Source organism: Sphingomonas ginsengisoli An et al. 2013 (genome assembly GCF_009363895.1).
Classification (GTDB): domain Bacteria; phylum Pseudomonadota; class Alphaproteobacteria; order Sphingomonadales; family Sphingomonadaceae; genus Sphingomicrobium; species Sphingomicrobium ginsengisoli.
Genome location: NZ_CP045434.1, coordinates 385,113 through 402,273 on the forward strand (window position 1 = coordinate 385,113; position 17,161 = coordinate 402,273).

At 67.2% G+C, this 17,161-nt stretch carries 15 protein-coding genes; 6 read left to right on the forward strand and 9 right to left on the reverse strand.

Translation table 11 applies throughout. The annotated features are described in order from the left end of the window. The first annotated feature begins 16 nt into the window (after nucleotides 1-16). From GCU42_RS01930 to GCU42_RS01940, 3 genes are all read left to right on the forward strand, one after another. On the forward strand, nucleotides 17-547 hold the full coding sequence (locus GCU42_RS01930) for a DOMON-like domain-containing protein (protein ID WP_114228093.1): 531 nt from the start codon (nucleotides 17-19) through the stop codon (nucleotides 545-547). Then, on the forward strand, nucleotides 544-1,743 hold the full coding sequence (locus tag GCU42_RS01935) for an exo-beta-N-acetylmuramidase NamZ family protein (RefSeq protein WP_114228092.1): 1,200 nt from the start codon (nucleotides 544-546) through the stop codon (nucleotides 1,741-1,743). Before GCU42_RS01930 ends, GCU42_RS01935 begins: the two co-directional genes overlap by 4 nt. Nucleotides 1,744-1,824: 81 nt before the next feature. Beyond that, nucleotides 1,825-3,729 carry a TIR domain-containing protein gene (locus GCU42_RS01940; RefSeq protein WP_114228091.1) on the forward strand — a complete coding sequence of 635 codons (1,905 nt, stop codon included), beginning with the start codon at nucleotides 1,825-1,827 and terminating at the stop codon, nucleotides 3,727-3,729. Nucleotides 3,730-3,754: 25 nt separating this feature from the next. Here the strand turns inward: GCU42_RS01940 and GCU42_RS01945 are convergent, their stop codons facing one another. From GCU42_RS01945 to GCU42_RS01975, 7 genes are all read right to left on the reverse strand, one after another. Beyond that, nucleotides 3,755-5,290, reverse strand: a complete 1,536-nt coding sequence (locus GCU42_RS01945) for a glycosyltransferase family 39 protein (RefSeq protein ID WP_114228090.1) — start codon at nucleotides 5,288-5,290, stop codon at nucleotides 3,755-3,757. Further along, on the reverse strand, nucleotides 5,290-6,504 hold the full coding sequence (locus tag GCU42_RS01950) for a glycosyltransferase (protein ID WP_152569421.1): 1,215 nt from the start codon (nucleotides 6,502-6,504) through the stop codon (nucleotides 5,290-5,292). The genes GCU42_RS01945 and GCU42_RS01950 overlap by 1 nt, the downstream gene beginning before the upstream one ends. A gap of 5 nt (nucleotides 6,505-6,509) precedes the next feature. Continuing rightward, nucleotides 6,510-7,658 carry a glycosyltransferase gene (locus tag GCU42_RS01955; RefSeq protein WP_335341017.1) on the reverse strand — a complete coding sequence of 383 codons (1,149 nt, stop codon included), beginning with the start codon at nucleotides 7,656-7,658 and terminating at the stop codon, nucleotides 6,510-6,512. A 115-nt stretch (nucleotides 7,659-7,773) separates the two neighbouring features. Further along, nucleotides 7,774-8,766, reverse strand: coding sequence for a phosphatase PAP2 family protein (locus tag GCU42_RS01960; protein ID WP_114228087.1), 993 nt, complete (start codon nucleotides 8,764-8,766; stop codon nucleotides 7,774-7,776). Between the two features lie 59 nt (nucleotides 8,767-8,825). Continuing rightward, nucleotides 8,826-9,602, reverse strand: coding sequence for an HAD-IIA family hydrolase (locus GCU42_RS01965; RefSeq protein ID WP_114228086.1), 777 nt, complete (start codon nucleotides 9,600-9,602; stop codon nucleotides 8,826-8,828). After that, complete coding sequence (locus GCU42_RS01970) at nucleotides 9,599-10,906, reverse strand: dicarboxylate/amino acid:cation symporter (RefSeq protein ID WP_114228085.1); 1,308 nt, start codon at nucleotides 10,904-10,906, stop codon at nucleotides 9,599-9,601. The genes GCU42_RS01965 and GCU42_RS01970 overlap by 4 nt, the downstream gene beginning before the upstream one ends. 109 nt (nucleotides 10,907-11,015) lie before the next feature. Continuing rightward, nucleotides 11,016-13,043, reverse strand: coding sequence for an elongation factor G (locus tag GCU42_RS01975; RefSeq protein WP_114228084.1), 2,028 nt, complete (start codon nucleotides 13,041-13,043; stop codon nucleotides 11,016-11,018). Between the two features lie 196 nt (nucleotides 13,044-13,239). On the opposite strand from GCU42_RS01975, the gene GCU42_RS01980 reads away from it, so the two are divergent. Both GCU42_RS01980 and GCU42_RS01985 read left to right on the forward strand, forming a co-directional pair. Continuing rightward, a complete protein-coding gene (locus GCU42_RS01980) occupies nucleotides 13,240-13,935 on the forward strand; it encodes a LytTR family transcriptional regulator DNA-binding domain-containing protein (RefSeq protein WP_162789262.1) in 696 nt (231 codons plus the stop codon). A 50-nt stretch (nucleotides 13,936-13,985) separates the two neighbouring features. Next, nucleotides 13,986-14,381: a UrcA family protein gene (locus tag GCU42_RS01985; protein WP_162789260.1), complete on the forward strand. Its 396-nt coding sequence runs from the start codon at nucleotides 13,986-13,988 to the stop codon at nucleotides 14,379-14,381. Between the two features lie 75 nt (nucleotides 14,382-14,456). Here the strand turns inward: GCU42_RS01985 and rpoH are convergent, their stop codons facing one another. Then, nucleotides 14,457-15,362 (reverse strand): RNA polymerase sigma factor RpoH, encoded by a 906-nt coding sequence (gene rpoH / locus GCU42_RS01990; RefSeq protein WP_114228081.1) that lies wholly within the window; start codon nucleotides 15,360-15,362, stop codon nucleotides 14,457-14,459. 65 nt (nucleotides 15,363-15,427) lie between these two features. After that, nucleotides 15,428-16,384, reverse strand: coding sequence for an RluA family pseudouridine synthase (locus tag GCU42_RS01995; RefSeq protein ID WP_114228080.1), 957 nt, complete (start codon nucleotides 16,382-16,384; stop codon nucleotides 15,428-15,430). A gap of 77 nt (nucleotides 16,385-16,461) precedes the next feature. On the opposite strand from GCU42_RS01995, the gene GCU42_RS02000 reads away from it, so the two are divergent. Continuing rightward, entirely contained in the window at nucleotides 16,462-17,103 is a 642-nt protein-coding gene (locus GCU42_RS02000; protein WP_114228079.1) for a histidine phosphotransferase family protein, read from the forward strand. The last annotated feature ends 58 nt before the right edge of the window (nucleotides 17,104-17,161 follow it).

Genomic DNA, 17,161 nt, shown 5'->3' on the forward strand with positions numbered 1-17,161 from the left:
CCGCCAAACCAGCCGCATGCACCTCACGCTCATCCCGCACCCCGCGACACCGCCAGCCCGCGCCGCGATGTCGCTCGATGCTTGGGTCGAGCGCTGGGACGACGGACGGGTCGAGGTGAGCTTCCACCTCCATGCCCCGACCGACAGCCTGGTCATTCCCGACAAGCCCCGCCGCGGCCGCCACGACGACCTGTGGAAATCGACCTGCTTCGAATTGTTCGTCGAGCCCGCGGCGGGGGCGGGCTACCGCGAGTATAATTTCTCGCCCTCGGGCGCCTGGGCGGCCTACGACTTCGCCGCCTATCGCGCGGGCATGACCAAGCCGGCGATCGAGCCGCCCGAGAGCGACGTCGAGGACATCGGCGACAAATTGCTGGTCGACGCGGTGCTCGACCTGCCCGAACGCGGCCGTTTCGGCCTTGCCGCGGTGGTCGAGGAAGTCGGCGGGACCAAAAGCTACTGGGCGCTCGCCCACGGTGCCGACAAACCCGATTTCCACTTGCCCGCTTGCCTCGCCGCGACCCTCCCGCCAGTGACCGACGAATGACTTCCTTCGGTATCGATCGTCTGCTCGCGGATCCCGCGCTTCGCCGCCCGCTCGACGGCAAGCGCGTCGCGCTGCTCGCCCATCCGGCCTCGGTGACCGCCGACCTCACGCATAGCATCGACGCGCTGATCGCCGCCGGGCTCAACGTCACCGCCGCTTTCGGTCCTCAGCACGGGCTCAAGGGCGACAAGCAGGACAATATGGTCGAGACCGCGGACGAGACCGACCCGCGCCTCGGCATCCCCGTGTTCAGCCTTTACGGTGAGGTCCGCCGCCCGTCGGGCCAGATGATGAGCAGCGCCGACGTCTTCCTATTCGACCTGCAGGACCTCGGCTGCCGCATCTACACTTTCGTGACGACCCTGCTCTACCTGCTCGAAGCCGCCGCCGAGCATGGCAAGACCGTTTGGGTGCTCGACCGACCCAACCCCGCCGGCCGCCCGGTCGAGGGGACGCTGCTGCTCCCCGGCTGGGAGAGCTTCGTCGGCGCCGGCCCGATGGTGATGCGCCACGGCCTGACGATGGGCGAGATGGGCCACTGGTTCATCCGCCACTTCAATCTCGACGTCGACTATCGCGTCATCGAGATGGAAGGGTGGGAGCCCGACGCCGCCCCCGGTTTCGGCTGGCCCACCGACCGTATCTGGATCAACCCGAGCCCAAACGCCGCGAACTTGAACATGGCCCGCGCCTACGCTGGCACTGTCATGCTCGAAAGCACGACACTGAGCGAAGGCCGCGGGACCACCCGCGCGCTCGAGCTGTTCGGCGCCCCCGGCCTCGACCCGCGTGCGATCCACGCTGAGATGGAGCGGGTCGCCCCCGACTGGCTTGCCGGCTGCTCGCTTCGCGAAGTCTTTTTCGAGCCGACCTTCCACAAGCACGCGCACGAATTGAACGCCGGCCTGTTCATCCACGCCGAAGGCCGCTTCTACGATCATGCGGCGTTCAAGCCCTGGCGGCTCCAGGCGCTCGCCTTCAAGGCCATCCGCACCCTCGTGCCCGACTACGACCTGTGGCGCGACTTCCCGTATGAGTACGTCTTCGACAAGCTCGCCATCGACGTCATCAACGGCGGCCCGGCCTTGCGCGAGTGGGTCGACGATCCGTCGGCCGAGCCCGGCGACCTTGATGTCCTGGCCGGGCGTGACGAAGCGGCCTGGCTCGACGAAACGCGAGGATTGCGGCTCTACTAGGACCGCTGGTCGCGCCAGGCCAACGGCTTGCCAATTGGCGCACTCTCCTTAGGCTGACTGCACGCTCGCGCGGGGGCAGCCATGACAGGACCGGCGGAAGTCTTCGTTTCCTACAAGTCGGAGGACCGCGCCCGACTGAAACCGCTCGTCGCCGCGCTCGAGGCCGAGGGCTTTCCGGTCTGGTGGGACGCGCGCATCGGCGGCGGCAGCAATTGGCGGCAGGATATCGAGCAGCACCTCGAGTCTGCCGCCTGCGTCATCGTCGTCTGGACCAAGCGGTCGGTCGGCCCCGACGGCGAGTTCGTCCGCGACGAGGCTGCCCGCGCCCGCCGCCGCGGCGTCTACCTCCCCATCCGGCTCGACGAGGTCGATCCGCCGCTCGGTTTCGGCGAAGTCCAGCTTCTCTCGCTTAAGGCGTGGAAGGGAAATCCGGCCGACCCCAACTTCCGCGCCTTGGTGGACGCCGTGCGGTCCTGCCAAAGTGGAAAATGGGCTGCGCCGACAGGGACCGCGAGCAAGTCACCCGCCATCTCCCGCCGCGTCCTGATCGCCGGCGGCGCGGGCACGGTAGCCGTTGCCGGCGTCGGCGCGTGGGCGCTCCTCACACCGTGGGGCTCGGCGGTCTCGAACCGCGTCGCGGTGATGAGCTTCGCCAACCTGTCCGGCGATCCGAGCCAGGCCTATTTCTCGGACGGCATCGCCGAAGAATTGCGCGGCGCGCTCTCTCGCGTCGGGCTCGAAGTGATCGGCCGGGCTTCTTGCGATGCGGTCAAGGATTTGGCGATTCCGGAAGCGGCCGCCAAGCTCGGAGTCGCCAACATTCTGACCGGCAGCGTCCGCCGCTCGAGCCAAACGATCCGCGTCGATGCGCAACTCGTCAACGGCGCGGACGTCGTGGAGAAATGGGCGCAGACCTACGACCGCGCGCCAGGCGACACGATCAGGATCCAGACCGATATCGCGACCGAGGTGGCGAGTGCGCTCAGGGTCGCGCTGGGGGCGGCGAAGAAGGTCGCGATCGCGCTCGGCGGGACTGCCAATGCCGAAGCGCAGGACCTCATCTTGCAATGCCGCAAGTTGAGCCGCGAGATGACCTCGGCCGACAGCTTCCAACGGCGGATCGCCTTGGCGGATGCGGCTATCCGCCTCGATCCCCATTACGCAGATGCCTATATCGCCAGGGCGAGCGCGTTCACCACCATGGCAATCCTGTTCAGCGATCCCACCAAGGTCGACAGCCAGCTCTCCGAAGGCGAAGCGGCCGCGCGCAAGGCCATCGCCATCGCGCCGGCGCTTGGCGGTCCGCATTCGGTGCTGGCGTTCAACGCCCAGGGCCGACTCAATTTCGGGGCGGCGTTACGCGAGACGAAGATGTCGCTCGCTCTCGCGCCCAACGATACCGGCGTGCTGAATTCCGCCTCCCGGAATCTGGCGCTGTTCGGCACGCCTGCCGAGGCGTTTGAGGTCGCCGACCGGAGCAGGGCGCTCGATCCGCTCAACGCCGCGCTCTATAGCTACAAGGCCGAGATGCTGTTCTATTTGCGGCATTACCCGCAGGCGATCGACGCCGCCAAATCCTCGCTGCGCCTCGCGCCGACGCGGTTGATCTCCCACCTGTTCATTGGCGACGCATTTCTGCAGCTTGGTAAGCCGGCACAGGCTAAGGCCGAGTACGGCCTGATGGGCGCCGATAATCCACTTCGCGGACCGCGCCTTGCCTTGCTCGCCGCACGGACGGGGGATCAGTCCGGCGCTGAACAGCTGGCGACCCAACTCAAGCAGCGGGCCGATGTGACCTTGAACTACCAGCTCGCCGAGATCTTCGCGCAATTGGGTGACCAGGACCGGGCCTTCGCCGAGCTGGCAGAAGCCGTGCGCGCGCGGGATTCGGGGCTTGCCTATCTCAGGGTCGACCCCTTTCTCGACCCCGTCCGCGGCGATCCGCGGTTCGCGGCGCTGCTCAAGCAATTGAATTTCACGGCCTAGCCCGAGCGGTGGGTGCACCGACCCGCTAGCGTCGCGCTGCGGTCGGCGTCACAGCATCCTTTCGCGTGAAGACCAGGCGATTGCGGTCGCCGGTGTGCATCCTGAAGGTTTCGACATAGTGTCGCGCGACCTCGGCGCGGACGATGGCGTAGGTGGTGGAATTGACCCGCTCGAATGGCGGATCGTCCATCACGATCGTCGCGGGCCGCTGCGCCAGGATCCGCCTGACCTCCACTGTCGGCGCGACTCCGAGGGCGCGCGCGCTATTCTCATTCTCCATGTTGAGATGGCCCGGAAAAAGGAAGCGCGACAGCACGCAGGCATGGGTCAGGCGATAAAGCGCCGGGTAGCCGTCATAGACGAATAGGCAACCGCGGGCAGGCGTCGCGGCGCGGGTGATCAGCGCGGCCTCGTGGGCGCGGCCCTTGAGGTTCTGGAGCGACCACAGGACGATCTGCGAGGCCACGAAGATGACCAGCAGGAACGGCCAGACCAAGCGGGGGCTGGGCCGCATCTGCCCGAGCCGCGGCGCGGCGGCGATCACCGCGGGCACCAGCACCGGCATCGCATATTGAGGAGTTGAGAAGCTCCGCATGACCAGCATCCCCGCAACCGCCGCGGCCAGCCACCAATATACGAATTTCAGCGAGCGGCGCTGGGCCTCGCCGTCTGCTGGGGGGGGCAGGATGATGCACAGGGTCAGGGGAAACAGGATGCCGGCGATGGTAACGAGCCCGATCGCGCTGGTGGCAAACGGGTCGGCGAGCTTGCCCCACATCGAGATGAAGTTGGCAAAGAGAAAATCCTGGCCGTGCCCCAGCGCCAGATAGGCCAGGTAAGCGACCAGTGTCGGCAGTAGGGCCATAAGGACCCAGACCGCCGCCATGCCGATAAGGGAAGCCGTCCCCGCCCGCGCCCGCCACGCGCCCACCAGCAGGGCGCAGCCGAAAAAAATCCCTTCAAAGAGCGCGGTATATTTGATCTGGATCGCCACCCCTACGATCAGCATCGGCGCCAGCCCCGCTCGCCAATCGATGCGTCCGCGGCGAATCGCCTGCTCGGTCAGCATCGCCGCCCACAGGACAGGCAAGTTGAAGAAGACGGGAGCCTGGCCGCCTTCGCCTTCCATCAGGTCGAGCCAGAGGAGATAGGCGAGCGCCGCGGCAATCGCGCCGCGGGCATTGCCGACTCGCCCGGCAAAGCGCCACACGAGCGTCGCCGTGCCCCAGGCGAACAGTCCGGCGACGAGCTGATACTGGATCGTCCCCTCGCCACCGAGGAGGCGGATGAAGCCGTAGATCAGGAACAGCCCGATCGGCTTACGGTCGAACACATCGACGAAGGGCAAAGCGCCGCCGAGCAACCGGTCGCCGACGACAAGATAGAATTGCTCGTCAAAGCCGAGCACCGGATTGCCGAACGTCTGGCCGCGAGCGATCAGGGTAGCGACGAGCAGGATGGCGCCGATCACCAGCGCCTGGCGCGGCGGAAATGACGGTGGCTGCAATGAGGCGCGACGGGGGAGCCGCGCGCTGACGGGCGCGATCGCTGCGCTCGTCATCAGTCGTTCGTTACCGCCGTCAGATCGGTATCGGCCCGGTGAGTAATCGGCAGGGTCCGAGCGATCCGAGACGGCTGCAGACCGACGCTTCTTGCGCCAGCCGCCCGCTGCGCTGGCCAAGCAGTCGCGGCAAAGGCCTCGAGATAGTGTCGTGCGCCGACCTCGACCGTGTAGCTCTCGGCGTCGAAAGCCGCTGCCGATCGGGTCGCAGAGCCCTTGGAGCGTTGTCGCACCGCCGCGCTGAACGCCTCGACGTCGCCAGCGGGACAGAGCGTCACCTCGTCATAGCCGTCCAGCAGACCGCGCACCCCTTCGCCGCAATCGGTCGCGATGATGGGCATGCCGCAGGTCATCGCTTCCACCAGTACCGCCGGAATGCCTTCGTAGGCCGAGCTCAGCAATAGGACGTCCTGATCCTTGAGGCACAGCCAAGGGTCCTGCAGATGACCGGCGAATCGCACGCGAGTCCCGAGGCCAAGCTCCCCGACCAGCATCTCCAGCTCGGCGCGAAGCGGACCGTCGCCGAAGATCGTCAGCCGATCGTTCGGACCCGATCCCCGCGCAAAGGCCTGCAGCATCAGCGGGTAATTCTTCTGCGCGGCCAGCCGTCCGAGCGCGACGAAGCGCTTTCCTGCCTGGTCGATCGATGGCGGGCGCCATCCGCGCAGTTGGCGAACCTGCGCCGTGGTCAGGGCCGGATCGGCTACCGTCCAGATCGACGCCGGGTCGACATATTCACTGACCTCGGCGCGCATGGCCGGGTGCATCACCACCCAGCCCTCGATGAAATGCGCCTGCGTCCGCGCCCACAGGCGATAGAGGACGACGAGCCAGCTCGGCAGACCCGGGAGGACCAAATCGTTGCTGACCTTGGTTACGATCGGGGGGCAGCGGCGGCTCATCAGCAGTTTGGTCACGGCTGCGACCACGGTGTAGGTATTGCCGGCGCAGAAGATGACGTCCGGGCGGTGCGCGCGGATCACTTTCGGCAGCTGCCAGAGCATCCACCACGTCTCGAACCGGTCGCCCTTGATCTGCCTGGCCGGGGTCGAAAAGGCGAGGTCCCGCGCCAGCTCGGCCTTGAGGTCGCCCTCCTCACGGCCGATGAACAGTGGCGCCTCGACGCCCATCTCGCGCCATTGCCGGACCAGCCGCAACGCAACCCGCTCGACCCCGCCCGGCTCGAAGCTGTGGAGGAAGGTGAGAATGCGCACGTGCGTCAGCTTTTGCGCCAGGTGAGAGCCGACGAGGCGGCGTAATTCCACACCAGGCCAACCGCGACCCCGGCCAGGCCGCCCAGCCACCAGATGCCGTCGAGCCGGTAGACAACGGTCCCGATCCCGACATTGGCGACCGCCCCGATCGCGCCCACGGCGTAGAAGGTCAGCAGCCCCCGCCAGAAGCGCATCCCCCGCAGCCGCCGGTCGCGGAAGGTGATCAGATTATTGATCAGGAAGTTCCCCGTCATCGCGACAACTACCGCAGCGATTTGTGCGGCCCGGAAGCTCGCGCCGCTCCACAGGCAGGAGCCGAGCACCGCAAGATGAACCAATACGCCTGACGCCCCGACCAAGGCGAACAGCAGTAGGCGGACCGGCACCAGATGGCCGACCAGCTTGTCGAGCAGCAGGACGCCGAATTCCTGTGCCGCCTTGAGATCGAATTTCGAATCCCCGTGAAGCCGCTCGCGGAAAGTGTAGGGAACTTCGGCGATGCGCAGCGGCCGCGGCGACGAGGCGACCAGGTCCATCAGAATCTTGAACCCGATTGTCGAGAGATGGGGGAGGGCCGCCATCATCGGCGTCCGTCTGATCATGAAGAAGCCGCTCATCGGATCGCTGACGTCGGCCTTAAGCAAGCGCTTTGACAGCTTCGTGGCGAAGTTGCTGATCCGGGCCCGCGACGCGCTCCAATTGCCGGTTGAACCCTCGCCGGCGTAGCGCGTGCCGATCGCAAGGTCGTAGCCCCCGCGAGCGACTATCTCGTACATCTTCGGCAGGATCGCCTCGTCATGCTGAAGGTCACCGTCCATGACCGCGAGCACCGGCGCGCTGGTTGCCAGCATCCCCTCGACTACCGCCGAGGAGAGGCCGCGCCGCCCGACCCGCTGGACGATCCGGACGCGGGGGTCGATGACGCCTCGGTCGCGCGCAACGTCCGCCGTACCGTCGGGCGAATTGTCGTCGACCACGACGATCTCCCAGACGAGGTTGGTCAGCGCTCTTTCGAGCTGCGCTATCAGCGGGGTGATGTTCGCTGCCTCATTCAGCACCGGAACGATAACGGCCAGCTGCAGGGGCCGCTCGGGCGAGGGGATGAGTCGACGCCGGAACGCCGCGTGGGAGTCGACCTGGTTCATACGCAGCATGTCGCCCGTCTGTGAACGGACCCCAGCGTAACCACGGCGCCAGCGTCGCGGTCAAACGAGGGTCGACGCCCGGCGCCCTCGCCGGTCGGCGGGACTGGTGCACGTTAAACTTTGTTCAAATGCTCATCGAATCCGACTGTGCAGTCGCCGCTGGCGCCTTTGCCGGCTCGCAGAGTGGACTCGGCACACAAGGGTCTGGCACCATCGACCTGCTGACCCAAAGGCTGGCCGCTGCAAGGGCAAAGCCCGCGAGAACGTCGGCCAGATAATGCGACCCAACGACGATCGCGCCGGCGCACAGGGCAATATTGAGCAGAAGCGCAGGGAGGCGGAGCGGCCGATACGGCCACACCGCCCAGACGAACAGCGCACCCGCGGCCGAGTGGCCACTCGGAAAACTCACCATCCCGATCATGTGGTCCGCGTCGATCAGCCGCAGCGACCGGTCGTGGAGCGCGGCGAGGACGGCGGGGTAGTCGCAGAAATTCAGGAAGACCGGAATGTCCGCCGGGTGAAGACCGCACAGCACGAAACGTCCCTGCGCCGGCGCGATCGCGATGAAAATCACCGCAATGAGGAAGATCAGGAACAGCGCGGTGAGGAAGCGCCAGGCCCGAGTGATCGCCCCCGTCGCGGCTAGCAGCAGCAGGATAGCATAGGCTTGCGGCCACATCGAGAGATAGGCGATCCGCAGCAGGCGCGTCGCGGTCTCCCCCCGCAGCGCCGATGCGAAGGCGAGCCAGTCGAAGCCGAGCGCCCGGTCGACCGCGAACAGGGCCTCGTCGGCCCATGGCGCCGGCACCGTGGCCATGGCGAACTGGAGCGGGAACAGGATGGCGAGGGCCACCGCGACGAGAACGCACGTTTCCAGTCCGGTGCTCGACCGCACCCATCCGAGGCGGCGGAGCATCGCTGCGACGAGGATGAGGGCGGTCAGCCCGATCGCCTCGGCGACGCCGAAGAAGGCGGAGACGTCGACGCCCGATATCCCAAGCGCGATCAGTTCCAGCAGACCACTGAAGGCGAGTAGGACGTAGAGGGCGAGCGAGCGCTGGTCGAACCGTGGCGCGATGTTGACGCCGAGCCATTGCGAAGCCCCCGCATGCATCGCCTAAGGCTAGCAGCAGGCGGTGGCGAGTAAAGCGGCGGGCTTTTAGCCGGCCGTTGCTACAGCCCCTCGACCGTCAGCAGCGGTCGCCAGCCCGGCGTCAGCTCGGCGGGGTAGGGCTCGCCAGCGTGGATTCCTCCGCTGACGAAGACGCAGGCGAGCCCGTAGCGCGCCGCGCCGAGCACGTCGGTCTGGAGCCCGTCGCCGATCGCGATCACCGTCTCCTTGGGCGGATGGCCGGCCAGCCGCAGCGCATAATCGTAGGTCGAGGGGTAGGGCTTGCCGTGCCACACGGTCCGCCCGCCCAGCGCCTCATAGGCATCGGCCAGCGCTCCGGCGCAGACCACGCGTCGGTTGCCGTGAATCACCACCCGGTCGGGGTTGAGGCAGTGGAGCAGCACGTCGGCGCGGCGCCAGGCGCGCAGCCGCGCGGCATAGTCGGCGACGGTCTCGTGCCACTCCAATCCGGCGCAGGCGAGCTCGGTAAACCCCGCTTCGACCAGTTCGAGCCCGGCGGCGGTGAGGTCGGCGCGGTCCTCGGCGGTCCCGCAGAAACCGACCGGCCGTCCCTTGAGCGCTGCGATCCCGACCTCGCCCGCGCTGACGATCCCGTCGTAGAGGCCCCGGTCGAGGCCGAGCCGGTCGAGCTGCGCCCGGGTCATCGCCGCGCTCCGCGGGGCGTTGGTGACGAAGATGGTTTGCCGCCCCTCGCCATGCCAGCGCTGCAGCCGGCCTTCGGCGCCGGGCAGCAATCGGAAGCCGTCGTGGACGCAGCCCCACAGGTCGCACAGTACCGTGGTGAAGCGCGCCGGCAGCGCGTCGAGGTTGTCGCTCACACCGTCGGCGGGGGCGGGGGGACGTGGCTCGGTGCGGGCAGGGCGTCGACGTCGGGGTCACCCTCGCTGTGCATCGGGCCCTCCCACTTGGCGACCAGTACCGCCGCCACCGCATTGCCGACGACGTTGGTCGCCGAGCGGCCCATGTCGAGGAAGTGGTCGACCGCGAGGATCAGCAGCAGCCCCGCTTCGGGAATTTTGAACATCGACAAGGTCGCGGCGATCACAACCAGGCTGGCGCGGGGCACCCCGGCGATGCCCTTGCTGGTAATCATCAACACCAGCAGCATGGTGATTTCCTGCCCCAGCGTGAGGTCGATGCCATAGGCCTGCGCGATGAAGATCGTCGCGAAGGTCATGTACATCATCGAGCCGTCGAGATTGAACGAATAGCCGAGCGGCAGGACGAAGCTGGCGATCCGCGGCGGCACCCCGAACCGGTCGAGCGCCTCGAGCGTACGAGGGTAGGCGGCCTCGGACGAGGCGGTCGAGAAAGCGAGGATCAGCGGATCGCGGATGTAGCGGATGAGGTGCCGCACCCGCTGTCCGACCGCGAGGAAGGCGATGGCGAGCAGCATCACCCAGAGAAGCATCAGACCGAGGTAGAAGCTGCCGATGAAGCGCCCGTAGTAGACGAGGATGCCGATGCCCTGCTCGGCGATCGCGGCAGTGACCGCGGCGAATACCGCCAATGGCGCCAAGCGCATCACGTAGTTGGTGACCTGGAGGATGACCTCGACCAGCGCCTCGACCCCGCGCACCAGCGGCCGCGCCTTTTCGCCAACCGCAGTGATGGCGACGCCGAGGAACAGCGAGAAGATGACGATCTGCAGAATCTCATTCTCGGCCATCGCCTGGATCATCGAGGCGGGGACCAGATGAGTGACGAAGTCCTTGACGTTGAAGGCCTTGGTCTCAACCCCGCTGGCCGCGCTGACGTCGGGCAGCGGCAGGTTCAGCCCGACGCCGGGGTGGAGCATATTGACCAGGATCAGGCCCAGCGTCAGCGACAGCAGGCTGGCGGTGATGAACCAGGCGAGCGAGCGGATCCCGACCCGGCCGAGTGCCGCCGTATCCCCCATGTGCGCCACCCCTGCGACCAGCGTCGCGAACACCAGCGGGGCGATGATCATCTTGATCAGCCGCAGGAACAGCGTGGTGACGATCCCGAAATAGCCGGCGATGTCCTTCAGCCGCGCCGCCGCTTCGGGGGTTCCGTTGTCGATCGCAGCATTGATTGCCCAGCCGGTGAACAGGCCGAGCAACAGGGCTCCCAGAATGTACCAGGTCAGGCGTTTGGCCACGCGGTCAGCTCCCCTCTATCGTCAGTGCAAGGGAGCGCAGCGACGAAGCAATCCAGTGTGTCAGGCCGGATTGCTTCGCTTCGCCGCCAATGACAAGCCCGCGTGAGGGTCAGACGTGCTCGGGCTCGCGCGCCTTAACCACCTTGTCGGCCAACGGGCCGTTCAATTCAGCCAGATGGTCGAACGTCGCCTCGTAGGTGGCGAGGCCCTGGCTCAATGAGCGCAACTCGGCTTCGAGGCCCGCCAGCTCGGCCTCGGGGATCAGCGCCTCGACCCGGTCCCAGCCGGTCCAGCCGTCGCGCGGCCCCATGCCCAGCATCTGCCCGCGCCGGCCCGCAACCGCCGAACTCACCTTGCTGGTCGCTGCGGTCGGCGAGACCACGGTCACCCGGTGCACGGGCTCGAGCAGGTGCGGCTGGCACTGACCGAGCGCCTCCTGCATCGCCATTCGCCCGGCCGTGCGGAAGGCGAGTTCGCTGCTGTCGACGCTGTGGTAGCTTCCGTCGGTCAGCGTCACCGCGACGTCGACCACCGCAAAGCCCAAGGGCCCACGCGCCAGTGCGTCGCGGACGCCCTGCTCGACCGCCGGGACATATTGGCGCGGGATGGCACCACCATGGATTGTCTCGGTGAAGATGAAGCCTTCGCCGCGGCCGAGCGGGCGGACTTCGATCACCACATCGCCGAACTGGCCGTGGCCGCCCGACTGCTTCTTGTGCCGCCCGCGCTGGGTCACTGAGCGGCGGATGCTGCTGCGATAGCCGATGCTCGGCGGGCGGTGGGTGACGCTGACGCCGTAGCGCCGCTTGAGCTTGGTGATGACGGTCTGCAGCTGCTCGTCGTTGACGCCGCGGAGCACCATCTCGTGCGCACCCTCGTCATGCTCGAGGCGTAGGGTCGAATCCTCCTCGAGCAGCTTGGCCAGCGCCCCCGACAGCTTGACGTCATCCTTGCGGTCTGCGGGCTCGATCGCCAGCGCATAGTTGAGGGCAGGGAAGGGAAGTTCGGGGGCCGCCGGCAGGGCGCCGAGGCCGAGCCACTGGCCCGCGGCCACTCGTTCGAGTTTTGCGAGCGCGACCACTTCGCCGGCATCCGCCTTGGCGAGCTTCGTGGTTTTCTCACCTTGGACCGCGAACATCGCCACCAGCCGCTGACCGCGGCCGTCCCCTGCGTGGACTTCCTGCCCCTCGGCGAGCGATCCGCCGAGCAGCCGTGCGAAAGCAAGCCGGCCCATCTGGCCGGCATTGCTGACCTTGAAGCACCACAGCGCCGGGTTGCCGACGCCGAGGCGGGCGGCCGTGCTCGCCGGGGTGGGGGTTTCGTGCCGCAGCGCCTTCAGCAACCGCCGCACGCCCCAGCAGTTGCCGGCCGAGCCGAACAGCACCGGCACGCCGAGGTTCTCGCCGGTCTCCCGCGCGAGGTCGCGGAAAACATGCTCGGCCTCGGGCTGCTCGTCCATCAGCAGTTGCTCGAGCAGGGCGTCGTCGTGGTCGGCGAGCTGCTCGAGGAGCTGGGTCCGAGCCTGTTGCTCGCGCTCGCGAAGATCGTCCGGGATGTCGATCCGCTCGGACGGCTTGCCGGGCTCGTAATGGAAGGCGCGTTCAAGCGCGACATCGACGAAGCCGGTGACCCGGTCGCCTTCGCGAATGGGGATCTGGCGGGCGATCAGCGGCGAGACGCTCATCGGCTGGAGCGCTTCGAGCAGTTCGCGAATTGAGCCGCGCGCTTGGTCCATGCGGTTGACGAAGACGAGGTAGGGAACGCCCAACTCGTCGAGCATGCGCAGCGCCGGCGCGGCGAGCGGGGCGCGCGCCGGATCGGGATCGACCACCACGATGGCGAGGTCGGCGGCGGCCAGCGCGCGAGTGCCGTCAGCCGCGAAACCGGTCCCGCCGGGCACGTCGAGCAGCGCGAAGCGCTCGCCCATGAAGCTGAAGTTGAGCAGGTTGAGCTCGGTCGAACCGCCACGCGCGCGCGCCTCGGGCGAATGATCACCGATGCTCGAGCCGTGACCGGTCGATCCCTGCCGATCGATCGTTCCGCTGGCGAACAGCAGCGCTTCGGCCAGCGAGGTCTTGCCCGCGCCGGCCGGCCCGACCAGCGCGATGGCTCGGGTGCCCGATACAGCCTCATGCATGTGCGACTCTCCTTCGTCCGAGATACGGGCGGCGAGTCGCCTGAAGGGCGCTCACGCGCCTTGGGGGTCGACGAGGCTCTGCCTCTTTCCCGTCGATTGCAAGGCCGCGCGCGACAGTCCGTCCGGCGCGGACGGCGATTGCGACGGCGTTAACTTCGGCGTAAACCGAGGCCCGCTTCCGCCGAGGAGGCTGCGCATGCCCGATCTATCCGTGATAGTCTGCGTCGCGCTCGACCACCGTGCACCGCCCGATGGCCTGAGTAAATTCAAGCAATGCATTCTCGCCTGTCCGCAGGTCGAGGCAGTGATGGAGGTGTCCGGAACCTTCGACCTGATCGTTCACGCCAGTCTGGCGTCGCTGGCCGAATTTCTGCGCGAGATGGAGCGGCTGGCGGCCCCGCTCGCGAACTTCGCGACACGGGTCGAATCGAATTTCGTCGGCCGGACGGTCGACTGCCATGGCGCGGACAGCGTCATCTGGGTGCCCTGCGCCGACGGCCGCCGCCGCATCGAGGCCGGGATGATCAACAAGATCGTCGCCGAGGGCGATTATATGCGGCTGTTCCTGACCGGATCCGAGTGCCTCGTGCACGAGACAATTGGACATCTGCTGGCACGCCTCGATCCGCAGCGCTTCGTCCGCCTCCACCGCTCCACCGTTGTACGAACCGATTTCATCGAGCGCCTTCAGCATCTCGATCGACGCTGGGTCGCGCAGCTCAAGGACGGAACGCGCTACAATCTGGCCCGAAGCCGGGTGGCGGCGGTGCTGCGGCTGTTAACGGCCGAGTCGTCGAGCCATGAGCACAGTTTGGCGAACGGGGCACCAACGGGCGACGCGCGGCCGGTGCTGACCGAAACGATGAAGCTTGAGACCTTCCTCCAGGGGTAAGCGGAGAAATGGCGGGGAGTTCCTCTCCGTCGTTCAAGCGGGAGGTCGCAATGAATAGTCGATCGATAGCCAGCCTGTGCGCCGCGGGGTTCGTCGCGGTCGCTCTTGTCGCCAGCGCCAGCGGCGCAAAGGCCTATCGCCCCAACGGCGACGTAGTCGTCAAGGCGTCGCCGCATCGGCTCGATACCGAACGGCGGGTCAGCTTTGCCGACCTGAACCTCGCCTATCGGCCCGGGCAGCGCGTCCTCCAGGGGCGCATCTGGCGGACGGCCAACGACCTCTGCGACGATCTGAACGGGCCCTATGGCACTCAAGAGTGCGTCACCTTCGCGCTCGACAGCACGCATGACCAGGTCGCCGCGGCGATCGAGCGGGCGCAGCGGCAGATGGCCGGGCTGCCGGTCGGTCCGGCCATTACCATCACCATGGCGATCACCGGCCGGTAAACGGCGCAAACTGGCCGGTGATTCCATAGCCGAGCGGGGGTGCGGGCTCCAGCCAGTGGCTGGGGCCCGCGTCGCTCAGGCCGCTGGTAGTAACCGCTGTTCGGTAGCGATCCGCAACAGCGAACCCTGCAATTTCTCGAAAGCCCGCACCTCGATCTGGCGAATTCGCTCGCGGCTGACGCCGTAAACCTGGCTCAGCTCCTCGAGCGTCTTGGGGTCGTCGGCGAGGCGGCGCTCGGCAAGGATGTGGCGCTCGCGTTCGTTGAGCGATTCCATCGCCCGCCCGAGCAGTTCGTGGCGAACCTTCTTCTCTTCATCCTCGGCGATGATCTCGTCCTGCAAGGGACCGTAATCGACCAGGAAATCCTGCCACTGGCTCTCGCCATCCTCGTTGCCGCGCAGCGGGGCGTTGAGGCTGGTATCGCCGCCCATCGCCATGCGACGGTTCATCGAAACCACTTCATCTTCGCTCACACCGAGGTCGGTGGCGATCTTGGTGACATCGGCGGGCTTGAGGTCGCCTTCTTCGAACGCGTCAATCTGGTTCTTCATCCGGCGCAGGTTGAAGAACAGCTTCTTCTGAGCCGCGGTGGTGCCCATCTTCACCAGGCTCCACGAGCGCAGGATGAATTCCTGGATCGAGGCGCGGATCCACCACATCGCGTAGGTGGCGAGACGGAAGCCGCGATCGGGCTCGAACTTCTTGACGCCCTGCATCAGGCCGATGTTGCCTTCGGAGATGAGCTCGCTGACGGGCAGGCCGTAGCCGCGATAGCCCATCGCGATCTTGGCGACGAGGCGCAGGTGCGAGTTGACCAGCTTGGCCGCGGCATCGGTGTCGCCGTGCTCGCGCCAAGCCTTGGCCAGCATGAACTCCTCCTCGGGAGCGAGGATCGGAAACTTCTTGATCTCCGAGAGGTAGCGGTTGAGGCCAGCCTCACCGCCCGCCGCGGGGATCGAAAGTGCCTTCGCCTGTGCCATGACCTTAAAGCGTTCCTTCCCAGGCCGAGCGAGCTTTGAACCGAGCCGCCCTAGCCTCCTAAATCCTATACACCAAGCGCCGTGAACAGTTCCTGCATATCGGTCGGAACCGGCGACTGAAACGATAGCCTGTGCCCCGTTATCGGGTGAGTGAAGCCCAACACCGCGGCGTGGAGGGCCTGGCGTCGGAAGCCGAGGCCCCTGAGCAACTCCTGCATCCGCTTGGGCGGCGAGCGGCCATAGACCGGGTCGCCGAGCAGCGGATGGCCGATCGACGCCATGTGGACCCGCACCTGATGGGTCCGCCCGGTTTCGAGCCGGCATTCGACTAGCGCCGCGCCGCTGCCGGTCTTGAGCCGGGTCCAGTGGGTTACCGCCCGCTTGCCGCGGCCGTCCGCGACGATGGCGATCTTCTTGCGGTCGCTGCTCGAGCGGGCGAGCGGCGCGTCAACCGTCCCCTCGGCGGTTTTGGGCACGCCGGAGACGGCGGCGAGATAGCGGCGGTCGATGCTGTGCGCGGCGAACTGGCGGGCGAGGCCTTCGTGGGCGGGATCGGACTTGGCGACCACCAGCAGCCCCGAAGTGTCCTTATCGATCCGGTGGACGATTCCCGGCCGCGCGACCCCGCCGATGCCGCTGAGGCGACCGGCGCAATGGTGGAGGAGGGCGTTGACCAACGTTCCGTCGAGATTGCCCGCCGCCGGATGGACCACCAGCCCGGCCGGCTTGTCGACCACCAGCAGATGATCGTCCTCGAACACGATGCGGAGCGGGATATCCTGCGCTTCGTTGTGCGGAAGCGACGGCTCGGGCACCGCGAGGCGGAACGCCTCGTCCCCGGCGACCTTGAGCGCCGGGTCGCGCACCGCCGACCCCGCACGTTCGAGCGCGCCCGACTTGACCAGTGCCTTGAGCCGTTCGCGCGACAGGGTCGGCACGGCGTCGGCCAGCGCACGGTCGAGCCGCCAGCCGGCGTGGCCCGACGTCAGCGCCACCTCGATGATCTGCAACCCCCCGGCCATTCCCATCAGATGTTGGAATTTGCTGCGCCGACTTCAAGCCCTTGCGCGGTTTAGCGGCATCGGCCACCACCGCGCCTATGAACGCGATCGATCTCGCCAGTCTGCTTTGCTCCCGCCTCTGCCACGACCTGCTCTCGCCGGTCGGCGCGCTCAACAACGGCATCGAACTGCTCGCCGACGAGCAGGACCCCGAAATGCGCGCCAAGTGCCTCGAATTACTGGCTGAGAGTGCGCGGGCGAGCGCCAATAAGCTTAAATTCTTCCGGCTGGCGTTCGGCGCCGGCGGCGGCTTCGGGGTCGAGATCGACACTCGCGAGGCGCAGGCGGCGATCGAGGGTCTGTTCGGGGCCGAGAAGAAGATCGAACTCGGCTGGATGGTCGCGGACGGGCGGCTGCCCAAGGACGCGGTAAAGCTGCTCCTCAACCTGACCATGATCGCCGGCGACGCGCTTGTTCGTGGCGGCCGGCTCGACGTCGGCGCCGAGCGCGGCTCGAGGGGGATCGAGCTCGTCATCCGTGCCGAAGGCCCGCGGCTGCTACTCGACCCGACCTTGCGCGAGACTCTGGTGCGCGGTTCGACCGGCGGCACGGTCGAGGCGCGGGCGGCGGGCGCCTGGCTGGCGCACGGGCTGGCCGCCAATGCGGGCGGCTCGATCAAGCTGTCGCCCGAGGACGGCCAGCTGCTGCTGATCGGGGCCGACCTGCCGACGCAGGGCTAACGCGGCCTTAACTCCTTGGTCCCTAGACCGCAGGCCGAACAGCGCTGCGTAGGGGCGG

Excerpts from the sequence above, each read along its gene's own strand:
- GCU42_RS01930 (WP_114228093.1), top strand. The coding sequence starts at position 17 with ATGCACCTCACGCTCATCCCGCACCCCGCGACACCGCCAGCCCGCGCC.
- GCU42_RS01935 (WP_114228092.1), top strand. The coding sequence starts at position 544 with ATGACTTCCTTCGGTATCGATCGTCTGCTCGCGGATCCCGCGCTTCGC.
- GCU42_RS01940 (WP_114228091.1), top strand. The coding sequence starts at position 1,825 with ATGACAGGACCGGCGGAAGTCTTCGTTTCCTACAAGTCGGAGGACCGC.
- GCU42_RS01945 (WP_114228090.1), bottom strand. The coding sequence starts at position 5,290 with ATGACGAGCGCAGCGATCGCGCCCGTCAGCGCGCGGCTCCCCCGTCGC.
- GCU42_RS01955 (WP_335341017.1), bottom strand. The coding sequence starts at position 7,658 with ATGCTGCGTATGAACCAGGTCGACTCCCACGCGGCGTTCCGGCGTCGA.
- GCU42_RS01960 (WP_114228087.1), bottom strand. The coding sequence starts at position 8,766 with ATGCATGCGGGGGCTTCGCAATGGCTCGGCGTCAACATCGCGCCACGG.
- GCU42_RS01975 (WP_114228084.1), bottom strand. The coding sequence starts at position 13,043 with ATGCATGAGGCTGTATCGGGCACCCGAGCCATCGCGCTGGTCGGGCCG.
- GCU42_RS01980 (WP_162789262.1), top strand. The coding sequence starts at position 13,240 with ATGCCCGATCTATCCGTGATAGTCTGCGTCGCGCTCGACCACCGTGCA.
- GCU42_RS01985 (WP_162789260.1), top strand. The coding sequence starts at position 13,986 with ATGAATAGTCGATCGATAGCCAGCCTGTGCGCCGCGGGGTTCGTCGCG.
- rpoH (WP_114228081.1), bottom strand. The coding sequence starts at position 15,362 with ATGGCACAGGCGAAGGCACTTTCGATCCCCGCGGCGGGCGGTGAGGCT.
- GCU42_RS01995 (WP_114228080.1), bottom strand. The coding sequence starts at position 16,384 with ATGGCCGGGGGGTTGCAGATCATCGAGGTGGCGCTGACGTCGGGCCAC.
- GCU42_RS02000 (WP_114228079.1), top strand. The coding sequence starts at position 16,462 with ATGAACGCGATCGATCTCGCCAGTCTGCTTTGCTCCCGCCTCTGCCAC.